The sequence below is a fragment of the Leptotrichia sp. oral taxon 218 genome (assembly GCF_018128225.1).
Taxonomy (GTDB): Bacteria; Fusobacteriota; Fusobacteriia; order Fusobacteriales; family Leptotrichiaceae; genus Leptotrichia.
The window spans coordinates 15,346-28,076 of the sequence record NZ_CP072377.1; the positions used below are offsets into that span (position 1 = coordinate 15,346).

Sequence of the window (12,731 nt, forward strand, 5' to 3'; positions counted from 1 at the left end):
AAAATAAAATAGGAGAAAATAAAAATGAAAAAATTACCAGAAGATTTTATTTTTGGTGGAGCAACAGCAGCATATCAAGCTGAAGGTGCAACAAAAACAGATGGTAAAGGTCGTGTGGCTTGGGATACTTTTTTGGAAGAAAATTATTGGTATACAGCTGAGCCAGCAAGTGATTTTTACAATCAATATCCAGTAGATTTGAAACTTTGTGAAGAATTTGGAATAAATGGAATAAGAATTTCAATTGCATGGTCTAGAATCTTTCCAAATGGATATGGAGAAGTAAATCCTAAAGGAGTAGAATTTTACCATAAATTATTTGCTGAATGTAAAAAAAGAAAGGTTGAACCTTTTATAACGCTTCATCATTTTGATACACCAGAAGTTTTACATTCAAATGGAGACTTTTTAAATCGTGAAAATATAGAACATTTTTTGAATTATGCTAAATTTTGTTTTGAAGAATTTACTGAAGTAAATTACTGGACAACATTTAATGAAATAGGACCTATTGGAGAAGGACAATATCTTGTTGGGAAATTCCCTCCAGGAATAAAATATGATTTTGAAAAATTATTTCAATCACATCACAATATGGTTTTAGCACATGCAAAAGCAGTTAATTTATTTAAGAAAAATGGCTATCACGGAGAAATAGGAATGGTTTGTGCATTGCCAACAAAATATCCTTATGATCCAAATAATCCTGGAGATGTTAGAGCCGCTGAATTGGATGACATCATTCATAATAAATTTATTTTAGATGCTACTTTTAAAGGTGAATATTCAAAAGAAACAATGGAAGGTGTAAATCATATTTTAAAAGTTAATGGTGGAAAATTAGATTTAAGAGAAGAAGATTTTGAAGAATTGAAAGCAGCAAAAGACTTAAATGATTTCCTTGGAATAAATTATTATATGAGTGATTGGATGACTGAATATGATGGTGAAAATGAAATTATTCATAATGCCACTGGAAATAAAGGAAGCTCTAAATATCAATTAAAAGGTATAGGACAAAGAAGAGCTAACGAAAGTATTCCTAGAACTGACTGGGATTGGATAATTTATCCAAAAGGTCTTTATGATCAAATTTTTAGAGTTAAAAGAGATTATCCAAACTATAAAAAAATCTATATCACTGAAAATGGTTTAGGATATAAAGATGTTTTTGAAGACAATACAGTTTATGATGATGCCAGAATTGACTACATAAAACAACATCTGGAAGTAATTTCAGACGCCATAAGAGATGGAGCGAATGTAAAAGGATATTTCTTATGGTCATTAATGGATGTATTTTCTTGGTCAAATGGCTATGAAAAAAGATATGGATTATTCTATGTTGACTTTGAAACACAAAAACGTTATCCGAAGAAAAGTGCATATTGGTATAAAAAAGTGGCAGAGACAAAAGAAATTGAATAAAAAAACTGGGGATAGTTTGGATTATCCCCATTTGCAGTAAAAATTTTTGATTAAATAAATGATTTTTTGCTTTTTTTATTATGCAATATATTCATTACTAAGTTTTTAATCTTTAAAAAGTTCTTACTTTTGCTGTGTTTTTATTCAAAAAATCTTGATAAAATAAAAAAATAAAATATTATAAAAATTTTTAAATTAATAGAAAGGAGGATAAAATGGCTACAATCAGAGAAGTTGCAAAAAAAGCAGGAGTTTCAATAACGACAGTTTCCAGAATATTAAATAACGACGATAGTTTTTATGTGAGTAAAAGTACAAAAGAAAAAGTTTTAAAAACTGTAAAACAGCTAAATTATGTAAAAAAAAGAAAGAAAAATAAAATTTCACAGTCAAATATTGCAATAATAAAATGTTTTGATGAAAAAATTGAAAAAGAAGATCCTTATTTTGTCTCTTTAAAAATAAATTTAGAAAACAAATTAAAAAAAATTTTTTCTAGAATAAGGATTTTTAATTTATATGAAATCCAAAAATTAATAAAATCCAATGAAATAGCAACTTTTTCTTTTGCAGATGCAATTATTTTTGTCGGTGAAATAAATAAGGAAAAGTTAAAATTTTTTAAAACTTTAAATGGAAATATTATTTGTGTAGATGTGTATGACACGGATAATATCACAGATTATATAAAATTTGACACAAGAAATTCAGTTGAAATGGTTTTAAATTATATGTTTAAATTAAAACATAAAAAAATAGGGTTACTAGTAGGAAGGAATAAAGTTGTGGAAAATTTAGTGGATTTTCGAGAAAGATATTTTAAGGAAATAATGATAAAAAATGGACTGTATAGAGAAGAATATCTTAAAATTGGCGATTTTTCGATGGAAAGTGGCTACTTTATGATGAAAGAAATTTTAAAATTGGAAGATAAGCCGACAGCAGTTTTTTGTGGAAATGATTCGATTGCAATGGGAGCATATAGAGCAATTCGGGAAAAAAAGCTGAAAATTCCAGAAGATATGTCAATAATAGGATTTAACGATTTAAAATTATCGCAATATTTTACTCCTCCTTTGACAACTATAAAAATTGACACAAAATTAATTGCTCAAGAAACGGTTAATTCTTTGATTGAATTGGTGGAAGGAAAGAGACATTATCATAAAAAAGTTTTTCTTCCTATTGAATTAATAGAAAGAGAAAGTTGTCAAAAAATATAAATAAAAAAGTTTTTTATGAATTATGCCAGAACACTCGCAACTTTAGTCGTGAGATGAATGGCATATTTTTTTGTTTACAAAAAATTTGAAATAGTTAAATACATATGGTATAATAAAAACGGAAAAACTGGTTTTGAATCGAGCCAATAGGACGTAAATGTTCTCAACGGAGAGCTTGTCCATTAAAGTCTTAAGGAAATTAGCCAGTATTTGAATACTAGATATTCAAAAGAAGCTAAATAGTACTTAAGAACCTCGCGACTTCAGTCGTGAGAGGTTCAGAAAAAAGTAAAAAATATACAGACATAAAAAATAAAATTTTAGAATTTAAAATATTTAATATTTTTAGTCTGTATTTTTTTATTTATAGAGAATTACCGTTGAAACTGCATATTCTCTGCTATGTGAAATACTAATCTGAATTTTAAGATTTTTTGAAAGTTCTTTTATTTTTCCGTAAAGTATGACATAAGGTTTTCCAAGTTCGTCATTTAAAATTTCAATGTCTTTTAGGGAAAAACCGTAGACACCAGTTCCAAACGCTTTTGAAACCGCTTCTTTTGCCGCAAATCGTCCCGCATAACTTGCATATGGATTTCTTTTTTCTTCAATATATTCAATTTCTTTTTTTGTATAAACTTTATTTTTAAACAAAGCTGTGTTATTTATTGCATTTTTTATTCTTGATATTTCAATAATATCGGTTCCAATTCCATAAATTTCCATATTTTTACCTCAATTTTATTATTTTTTATATTTTAATATTTCTTCAAAAAGTCCGTCTTCTGTGTATCTTTTTGCCTCAATTTGAACATTGCAGCCATAATTTTGAATAGTTTTGGTTGTGACGGGACCGATTGAAGCAATAACTTTTTCATTTAACAAATTTTTATTTTTTAAATTTTTCCAAAAATTTTTAAATGTCGAAGAACTTAAAAACATCAAAATATCACTTTTTTTGACATAGTTTTCCACAATTTCTTCTTCATATTTTACGCCGTTTGTATTGTAAACTACGACTTTTTCAAATTTTCTTTCGTATAAATTGCTGTATTTTTTAGTATTTACTGGTGAAATATTTGAAACTACAAATAAAATTTTGTCATTTTTAGATGTAAATTTTGTACTTTCATAAGCTAATTTTTCGACTGTGTATTCTTTTGGATAAAAATCTGGAATAATTTTATATTTTTCTATTTCTTCGGCAGTTTTTTCTCCAACAACACCAATTTTTACATTCGCCAAAATTCTCATATCTTTTATTTTTTTCATAAATCCAATTACAGAATTTGCGCTGTTAAATAAAATGGCGTTAAAATTTTTTAAATCTGGCAAGTCAAAATTTAAATATTCAATGTCAATAAATGGCAGTAAAAACGCATTTCCGCCAAATTCATTTATTTTTTGCAAAATATTTTTTTGTTTATTTTTGTTTCTTGTAATTAAAATATTTTTTCCAAACAATTTTTTATTTTCAAACCATTTCATTTTTTCTCGCAATCTTACAACTTCCCCAATTACAATAATTACAGGAGATTTAACATTATTTTTTCGCACAATTTCACAAATATTTTTTAAATTTCCAATAAATGTCTTTTGTTTAGAAGTCGTTCCATCTTTTATCACGGCAACTGGAGTGTCTTCGTTTTTTCCGTATTTTATAAGACTTTGAGTGATTTTTTCCAAGTTTGAAAGACCCATCAAAAAAATTAATGTTCCTTGCAATTTTGCAATTTGCGAAAAATCGTGTTCTTTCCCATTTTCTCTCGTGTGTCCAGTAAAAATATGAAAAGAAGTATTAATTCCTCGGTGAGTAACTGGAATTCCAGCGTATTCTGGCACAGCGATTGCAGAAGTAATTCCTGGAATCACTTCAAAATCTATTTTAATATCATTTTTTTGGTTATTTTCCAAAATTGCTTCAATCTCTTCACCGCCACGACCAAAAACAAAAGGATCGCCACCTTTTAGCCGAAGCACAATTTTAGGGTTATTTTCAGAATTTTGAGTTGCTCTTTCGACAATTTTTTCATTTATTTTTTTTTGCAATTCGCCACCTTCAAAATTTTCTTTTCCCATATAAATAAGTTCGGCAGAATTTTTTTTATATTTTAGAATATTTGGATTTACAAGTCTGTCATAAATTATGCAGTCGGCTTTTTCAATAACTTTTTTTAGTTTTAGTGTAATTAATTCTTCGTCACCGCAACCAGCTCCAGCTATAAAAACTTTATTATTTTCCATTTTTATCCCTTTTTATCCTTTCAATTATCCTTTCAAAATTTTTTCATATTTGCTTTTTTATTTTTTGTGCCAGTTCTTGTGCCAATTTTTTTGCATCTTCTTTTTTTCCAGAAATTTTGCAAGAAATTTTTTTATTTCCGTTGTAATACATTCCTTTTACAATAATTTTATCACCTAAAATTTTTGCATAGCAGCCAATCGGAGTGTGACATCCACCATCAAATATTTTTGAAAATTCTCTTTCGGCGTCACAAATTAATTTTGTATCACAGTCATTTATTTCAAGCAGGAAATTTTTTATAATTTCATCGTCATTTCGACATTCCACACACAAAATAGCCTGTCCAGGAGACGGCATAATTTCATCATCGGTAAAATATTGAGTAATTTTATTTTCTAATCCAACCCTTTTTAAACCTGCCGCAGCAAGAACAATCGCATCATAATCTTCCGTTTCAAGTTTTTTTAGTCTTGTATGAATATTTCCTCTTATCCCTTTTACAGATAAGTCATCTCGTAAAGTCAAAATTTCTTTTTTTCGTCTTGCACTTCCAGTCCCAATTACAGCGCCTTTTGGCAAATCTTTTAAACTTTTTCCAGTTTTTGAGACTAAGACATCCCTTGAGTCCTCTCTTGCAGGAAATGAAATATTTACAAGACCTTCTGGAGTTTTTTGCGGCATATCTTTTAATGAATGAACGGCTAAATCAATTTTTTTATCCAGCATTTCCTTCTCAATTTCTTTTACAAATAAATCTTTTTGCGTACTCGATTTTATTTTTTCAAAATCCTGCATATTTTTGTCGCCTTTTGTCACAATAATTTTTATCTCAATTTCTAATTTTTCAAAATTTTCTTTAAAAATAGATTCAATTTTTTTTGTATCGTTTTTTAAGAAAAAATCAAATTTTTTTTGCAGCAATTCTTTAACTTTTTCAGCTTGAGCTAATGCCAAAATACTGCCTCGTGTCCCAATAACAATCTTTTTCACATTTTCTCCTTAATTTTTTGAATATTTTTTCTGTTTTTCCAATTTAATTTTTAATTTTTCAAGTTGTTCTTCAATTAAATAAAAAAAGTTTTCCACAATTTGTTCCCGTTTTTCCACATTTTGGTTATAAAGTTCCCAAATATCGTCCAAATTATACAAAAAAACATTTTTAAAATTTGCAATTTTTTTGTCAATATCTCTTGGAACAGCCAAATCCAAAAAAATCGCTCTTTTTTGTCACACAAAATCTCTTTTATTCCGTTATATTCCATAATTAAATGTGGCGCAGAAGTTGCGCTGATTATAATGTCACTTTTTTGTATAAATTCATATTTTTGGCTAAATTTAGCTGTTCTTATATTGTCATAAACTTTTTTTAATTCTGTTGATTTTCTCTCACTTCTATTTGTCACAATCAAATTTTTATGTCCCATTTTGTGAAATAAAGTGAGAATTGACTGAGTTAAATCGCCAACTCCGATTATAAAAATAGTTTTATCTTCAATATTTTTTACTTTTTCTTTTATAAATTTCACTGAAATTGAATCAAGCGACATATTTTTTTCATTAATTTTACTTTCAGTACGAAATCTTTTTCCAGTTTCTATTGCACTGTTAAATATTATATTTAAAAGTTTAGAAGTTTTTTTATTTTCTAAACATTTAAAATACGCCTTTTTTATTTGCGCTAAAACTTGATCTTCACCTTTTATAACTGAATCCAAGCCACAAATCACATCAAACAAACGAAATACCGCTGCATCATTTTTTAAAAAGTTAATATTTTGAAAATCAAATTGACAAATTAAATTATTTATTTCAAAATCTTTTTTAGTTTCCAGATAAATTTCAATTCTAAGGCAAGTTTCCACAATAACATATCCCAAAATATCCCCTTTTTCAAAAAAGTTTTCAATCTTAGTTTTATATTTACTTTTTACAAAATTTTCTCTTTCTTCAATTGACATCTTTTTATAGCTAAAGCTAATTACAAAAAAATTTTGGCAAAAAATATTATTTTGCATCTATTATTTCCTTTTTCCTCTCTAAATTTTATAAATTTAATATAAATAAAGTATAACATTTTACTATACAAAATAGCAATAAAAAAATATTTTTTTATAAAAAAATAAAAAGTTTATTTGCCATTATAGAAAAACCACTAAAAATATGGTAAAATAAATTGTGGAAAATACAGTTATTTAGAAAAATAAATAAAATAAAATAAATTAAATAAATATGGAGGCGAAGTTAATTATGCTTAAAAATTTAAAAAATAACTTTAAGAAAAAAAATAATTTTACAAAATATACAGCAGTAGCGATACTTGCCTTTTCAATTGTAAGCTGCGGAGGAGGAGGTGGAGGAGGTGGAAGTACAACAGGTTCTTCAACACCAGTTGCACCTTCAAATCCAATAGCAAAGCCGGTAATTCCACCATCAAGTGGTCCTTCACAAACAACTACACCGGCAGTACCAGCTTCAGGACCAATTGCTTGGAACGATTCTTCGGTAAGTTATGACAAAAATAATCAGCATAGCCATTCAGATACAACTTATACTGGAAGCGGAGCAAAAGTAGGGATTATTGATGTCGGTTTTGAAAATTCTTCTCTAGCATCTGATTTAAGTTCAAAATTTGGGAGCAGACTTCATAAGTTGACAGTTTCAGGATTTACAGCTACACCTACTCAAAGTGATGATCATGGAGTTGTAGTTGCTTCATTTTTAGGAAGTGCAACTGAAGGAACAGCAAAAAATGTTGAAATTTATGCAATTGACGCAGCAAAACAAAATAGCGAAGGAAAAACATATCCAGAAATAAGTCTTAGTATGTACCAAGCGCTACAAAATAACGGAGTAAAAATTTATAACCAATCTTTTGGAGTTGACAGTGATGTCACTAAATTCAGTCCATTTTCAACTGATGTCAATTATTATGGAACTCAAATTGGAACTGATGTTTTAACATTTTATAAAAATGCTGTGGCTAACGGCTCTTTATTTGTCTGGTCAGCAGGAAATGACTCGACTGATAAAAACCCTTCGCTTGAAGCGAGTTTACCTTATTTTGACAATACATTGCAAAAAGGTTGGATAAATGTAGTTTCTTTGACATCTAAAAAAGATTCAGATCTAGGAAATACTTCTTGGGACAATCTTACTGCATTGACACCAGCGGGAGTTGCAAAAAACTGGACAGTTACAGTTGTGGGAGACCAGATTTTTGAAATAAAAGGACAAAGATATGTAGGTTCAGGATCTTCTTATGCAGCACCGGTTGTTACAGGTACAGCGGCACTACTTAAAGAAAAATATCCTTGGATGGACGGAAGTCTTATAAGACAAACTATTTTATCAACAGCAACTGACATAGGAGATCCAGGAGTGGATTCAACTTACGGATGGGGTCTTATAAATATTGACAAAGCTCTAAATGGACCTTCTAAATTTAGTAAGGAACTTGCATTGGATGAAAATGTTGTAGTTGATATTCCAAGTGGAACTTACACATTTTCAAACGATATTTCAGGAGATGCTGGTTTAATTAAAAATGGAGCAGGAATTTTAATTTTATCAGGAAACAGCACATTTACAGGAAATACAACAGTAAATGCAGGAAAAGTTCAAGTAAACGGAGTTTATACATCTTCGCTTAATGTGAGACCGCAAGCGACACTTGCAACTAGAAACGCAGTTATACAAAATGATGTGACAAATGCTGGAACAGTTGAAAATACTGGTAGAACAACATTTGCTGGAAAATATATTTCACTTGAAAATTCGAGAATTAAGACAGATACAAATTCCACATTACATGTAGCTGGAGATGTCAAATTAAATAATGTGACAGTAGAAGTTGCGGCAAAAGACCAAAATGGACAGGATAAATATGTCACAGCCAAAGGCATTACAAATGATGTAATCACTTCAGACGGAACAGTTGAAGGAACTGTAAAAGGTGAAAATGAAAGAGATTTAGTAAATGTAGATGTTCAAAGAAACGGAAACAAAGTTACAGCAAATCTTAGTCGTAAAAATATTGAAACATATGTAAAAGACTCTGAAAATTCTGATGAAATGCAGCAAAATACGGCAGCAAACATAGAAACAGCATTTCAAAAATTAGACGAAGAAGTTGAAAATGGAAATACACAAAATGTGGAAAACTTTGAGAGAAAAGCAGCAGTATTGCAAGGACTTTCTACAAAAAGTGCTTCAAGTGCAGCGGTACTAGACAGTTTGTCTGGACAAATTTACGCTTCAGCACAAGCGCTAACTTTCCAGCAATCACAGACAGTGAATAAAGACTTGTCAAATCGTCTTGTAATGCTTGGAACACTTGACAATGTCGGAGATAAATTCGGACTTTGGATAACAGGACTTGGAGCAAACGGAAAATTGAAACAGGATGGTTACGCTGAAGGAAAAACTAAAGTTTACGGTGGTCAAGTTGGAGTTGACAAACAATTTGGCGACAATTTGATTTTAGGAACTGCATTATCTTATTCCAAAGCAAATGTCAAATTTAACAGATACGGTGGAAAATCTGATGCAAATAACTTTGGTGTTTCATTGTATGGAAGATTAGGAAATAAAGAAAATCCTTTATATTTACAGGGTCGTGCAGGAATCGGATTTGTGGATAGTGATGTCGAAAGAGATATTATTTTGAGTCCGACTGATGCTTCAAGAGCTAAAATTAATCACAATGACAAAGTAATTTCAGGATACTTGGAAACAGGATATGACTTTAAAAATAAAAAAGGTGACTTTGTTGTGACACCATTTGTTGGAGTTTCTCATGATACAGTAAGACGAGGTTCTTTTTCAGAAGATAACAGCCAATTTGGTCTAAAAGCTGATAAAAAAACATATGCTCAAACTTCAGGATTAGTTGGATTAAGAGTTGGAAAATCAGTTGACTGGAAAGGTGGAAGCAAATCGACATTCCAAGGTTATGTAACTCACCAAACTGCTCTTAACAACGAAGATTTAAGTTTTGATGCAAGTTATACAGGACTGTCTAATGCAAAATTCAAAGTAAAAGGAATTGGATTACCTAAAAATAGAACTTGGGTAGGAGTTGGAGCATTGACAGAAGTGAATAAAAACTTTGGCTGGTATGCAAATTACGACGGTTCAGTTGACAGCGGTAAAAAAGGAAAAGGACATAACAATGTATTTACAACAGGAGTGAGAGTAAACTTCTAAAAAAATAGATTTATTGACTTTTTAGATAACAGATGTTACAATACTATAAAATAAAATAAGATTAACGGAGGTTTTTTATGAAAGAAAATACTTTAATTAGTAATATTGCAAATTTTGAAACAAAAGAAAAAGAAACTTTAAAAAATATTCTTTTAGTGTTAGGTGGAGTTGCATTTTTATCGTTAATGTCACAAGTTATAATTCCGCTTCCTTTCACTCCAGTGCCAATCTCGCTTGGAACATTCGGAGTTACATTGATGGCGTTATTATACGGTAGAAAATTGGGGACAGCAACTATACTTTCATATGTTGCAGCAGGTAGCTTGGGAGCTCCTATTTTTGCTGGATTTAAATCAGGATCGTTATTTTCACCAACAGGAGGATATATTTTAGGATATATTGTAGCTACAATAATTTTAGGATACTTATCTGACAAAGGTGTTACAAAATCTTATGTGAAAACATTTTTCTCATTGCTACTTTCAAGTGCTATTATTTTAACACTTGGATCAATAGTATTGTCATTATTTGTACCTGGTAAAAATGCGTTTATGGTTGGAGTATTGCCTTTCCTTCCTGGAGATGCGATAAAATCAACAACAATTACACTTTTACTTCCAACATTGTGGAAAGTTATTGGAAAAGATAAAAATTAAATATAAAAGTAAAAAATCTCCTTTGAGAAAAATTCTTAGGAGATTTTTTTGCAAATTACAATAATTTTTTATAAAGTTCTTTTATTTCTTCCAAGTTTGTATCTCGTGGATTTCCGCCAGTGCAGACATCATTCAAAGCTGATTCGGCGATAAAATCCAAATCTTTTATGTCCATTATTCCCTTTAAATTTTCAGGAATATTTACATCGTGTGCTAATTGTCTTACAGCATCTACTGCTGCTTTTCTATATTCTTCAGGAGCCATTCTTCTAGTGTGTTTTATTCCAAAAGCCTTTGCTATTTCTCTAAATTTTTCCCCTGTATATTCAGCATTGTATTCCATTACAGTTGGTAAAATTATTGCGTTTGCAACACCGTGTGGAGTTCCGTAAAATGCTCCTAGAGGATGAGCCATTGAGTGTACGATTCCAAGTCCTACATTTGAGAATCCCATTCCTGCTAAATATGAGGCAAGAGCCATTTTTTCTTTAGCTTCTTCGTCATTTTCCACAGCTTTTCTCAAATATTTTGCTATTAATTCGATTGCTTTTAAATGAAACATGTCAGTCATTTCCCAAGCAGCTTTTGTTGTAAATCCTTCGATTGCATGAGTTAGTGCATCAAGTCCAGTTGCAGCTGTTAATTCTTTTGGCATTGTCATCATCATTCCTGGGTCAACTATTGCAACTACTGGCATATCGTGTGGGTCAACGCAGACAAATTTTCTATTTTTTTCAATATCTGTTATAACATAATTTATTGTAACTTCGGCAGCTGTTCCAGCTGTAGTTGCAACTGCGATTATTGGAACGCATTTATTTTTTGTATCTGCAACTCCTTCAAGACTTCGAACATCAGAAAATTCAGGATTATTTATAATAATTGCTACAGCTTTGGCACAATCCATAGCAGAACCTCCACCAATTGCAATAATATAATCTGCACCACTTTCTTTAAATTTTTCAACTCCAGCTTTTACATTTTCAATTGTAGGATTTTGTTGAACATCAGAAAATATTAAATATTCTAAATTAGATTTATCAAGTACATCAGTAATTTTTTTAGCTGCTCCAGCCTTAATTAATCCAGGATCTGTACAAATAAAAGCCTTTTTGAATTTATTTTTTTCCACTTCACCTGGAATAGATTCAATTGCTCCAAATCCATGATAAGATACTTCATTTAAAATGATACGGTTTACCATAACAAGTCACTTCCTTTTATTATTTATTATAGAAATATTAATTATTTTTTTCTTTTTCTATTATAATTGTATCTCAAAAATTGTTGTTGTCAAGATTAAACAAATATAAAAAAAGAAACTTAAAAAACTTAAGCTTCTTTTAATATTCTTCTTTTTTTTCTTTTTTAAAAATTTTTATGGCGTTTTCCATGTCAATATGGCATTCCTTGTCTGGATGTTTTTCTAAATAATTTTGATGATAATCTTCAGCTGGGATGAAATGATTTATTTTTTTGACTTCGACTTTTATATCTGTAGAATATTTTTTTTGTTCTTCTTCCATTTTTTTTGTGATAACATTTAAATCTTCTCTATCTTTGTAATAGATTCCAGTTCTGTACTGTCGACCTTCGTCATATCCTTGGCGATTTAAACTTGTGGGATCGATTATTGAAAAATAATAAGTCAATAATTGTTCCAGTGAAACTATGTTAGAATCATATTTTATGTAAACATTTTCGACGTGGTCAGTCATCTTTAAAATATCATAGCTAGTTTCCAAAGTTTGACCATTTGCGTAGCCAACAGTTGTACTCAAAACGCCAGGAGCTTTTTTAAAAAAGTGCTGTACTCCCCAAAAGCATCCTCCAGCTAAATATATTTCTTTTTCCATATCAAAATACACCTCCTCTAATTCTTTTTTATTATTTAATATCTATACATTATATAAATAGTTAAATAGAAAAAGATTATTATAATCTTTTAATTTTATGAGAAGAGAAAGTGCATTA

9 protein-coding genes and 1 pseudogene are annotated in these 12,731 nt (G+C 29.7%); 4 read left to right on the forward strand and 6 right to left on the reverse strand.

Annotation, left to right across the window (positions count from 1 at the left end; all coding sequences use genetic code 11):
- Positions 1–24 precede the first annotated feature (24 nt).
- A complete protein-coding gene (gene lacG, locus J5A73_RS00090) occupies positions 25–1,428 on the forward strand; it encodes a 6-phospho-beta-galactosidase (protein ID WP_211615533.1) in 1,404 nt (467 codons plus the stop codon).
- A gap of 215 nt (positions 1,429–1,643) precedes the next feature.
- Positions 1,644–2,651 (forward strand): LacI family DNA-binding transcriptional regulator, encoded by a 1,008-nt coding sequence (locus J5A73_RS00095; protein ID WP_211615535.1) that lies wholly within the window; start codon positions 1,644–1,646, stop codon positions 2,649–2,651.
- A gap of 360 nt (positions 2,652–3,011) precedes the next feature.
- Here J5A73_RS00095 and acpS read toward each other — a convergent pair whose 3' ends face one another.
- The 4 genes and pseudogenes from acpS to hemA all read right to left on the reverse strand — a co-directional run bounded on the left by acpS (position 3,012) and on the right by hemA (position 6,911).
- Complete coding sequence (gene acpS, locus J5A73_RS00100; protein WP_211615537.1) at positions 3,012–3,377, reverse strand: holo-ACP synthase; 366 nt, start codon at positions 3,375–3,377, stop codon at positions 3,012–3,014.
- Positions 3,378–3,395: 18 nt separating this feature from the next.
- Positions 3,396–4,895 carry a uroporphyrinogen-III C-methyltransferase gene (gene cobA, locus J5A73_RS00105; RefSeq protein WP_211615539.1) on the reverse strand — a complete coding sequence of 500 codons (1,500 nt, stop codon included), beginning with the start codon at positions 4,893–4,895 and terminating at the stop codon, positions 3,396–3,398.
- 43 nt (positions 4,896–4,938) lie between these two features.
- Positions 4,939–5,886 (reverse strand): hydroxymethylbilane synthase, encoded by a 948-nt coding sequence (hemC, locus tag J5A73_RS00110; protein ID WP_211615542.1) that lies wholly within the window; start codon positions 5,884–5,886, stop codon positions 4,939–4,941.
- Positions 5,887–5,895: 9 nt separating this feature from the next.
- Positions 5,896–6,911, reverse strand: a pseudogene (gene hemA, locus J5A73_RS00115) (glutamyl-tRNA reductase).
- A gap of 232 nt (positions 6,912–7,143) precedes the next feature.
- Between hemA and J5A73_RS00120 the strand changes: the two are divergent.
- Together J5A73_RS00120 and J5A73_RS00125 are read left to right on the forward strand one after the other, a co-directional pair.
- The gene (locus J5A73_RS00120; protein WP_211615544.1) at positions 7,144–10,101 is read left to right on the forward strand and encodes an autotransporter domain-containing protein; all 2,958 of its coding nucleotides are present in this window, start codon (positions 7,144–7,146) and stop codon (positions 10,099–10,101) included.
- Between the two features lie 77 nt (positions 10,102–10,178).
- Positions 10,179–10,757 (forward strand): biotin transporter BioY, encoded by a 579-nt coding sequence (locus J5A73_RS00125; RefSeq protein WP_211615546.1) that lies wholly within the window; start codon positions 10,179–10,181, stop codon positions 10,755–10,757.
- A gap of 55 nt (positions 10,758–10,812) precedes the next feature.
- Here the strand turns inward: J5A73_RS00125 and fucO are convergent, their stop codons facing one another.
- Both fucO and msrA read right to left on the reverse strand, forming a co-directional pair.
- The gene (gene fucO, locus J5A73_RS00130; protein WP_211615548.1) at positions 10,813–11,961 is read right to left on the reverse strand and encodes a lactaldehyde reductase; all 1,149 of its coding nucleotides are present in this window, start codon (positions 11,959–11,961) and stop codon (positions 10,813–10,815) included.
- 139 nt (positions 11,962–12,100) lie between these two features.
- A complete protein-coding gene (gene msrA / locus J5A73_RS00135; RefSeq protein ID WP_211615550.1) occupies positions 12,101–12,613 on the reverse strand; it encodes a peptide-methionine (S)-S-oxide reductase MsrA in 513 nt (170 codons plus the stop codon).
- Between the last annotated feature and the right edge of the window lie 118 nt (positions 12,614–12,731).

Excerpts from the sequence above, each read along its gene's own strand:
- fucO (WP_211615548.1), bottom strand. The coding sequence starts at position 11,961 with ATGGTAAACCGTATCATTTTAAATGAAGTATCTTATCATGGATTTGGA.
- J5A73_RS00095 (WP_211615535.1), top strand. The coding sequence starts at position 1,644 with ATGGCTACAATCAGAGAAGTTGCAAAAAAAGCAGGAGTTTCAATAACG.
- cobA (WP_211615539.1), bottom strand. The coding sequence starts at position 4,895 with ATGGAAAATAATAAAGTTTTTATAGCTGGAGCTGGTTGCGGTGACGAA.
- J5A73_RS00125 (WP_211615546.1), top strand. The coding sequence starts at position 10,179 with ATGAAAGAAAATACTTTAATTAGTAATATTGCAAATTTTGAAACAAAA.
- lacG (WP_211615533.1), top strand. The coding sequence starts at position 25 with ATGAAAAAATTACCAGAAGATTTTATTTTTGGTGGAGCAACAGCAGCA.
- msrA (WP_211615550.1), bottom strand. The coding sequence starts at position 12,613 with ATGGAAAAAGAAATATATTTAGCTGGAGGATGCTTTTGGGGAGTACAG.
- acpS (WP_211615537.1), bottom strand. The coding sequence starts at position 3,377 with ATGGAAATTTATGGAATTGGAACCGATATTATTGAAATATCAAGAATA.
- J5A73_RS00120 (WP_211615544.1), top strand. The coding sequence starts at position 7,144 with ATGCTTAAAAATTTAAAAAATAACTTTAAGAAAAAAAATAATTTTACA.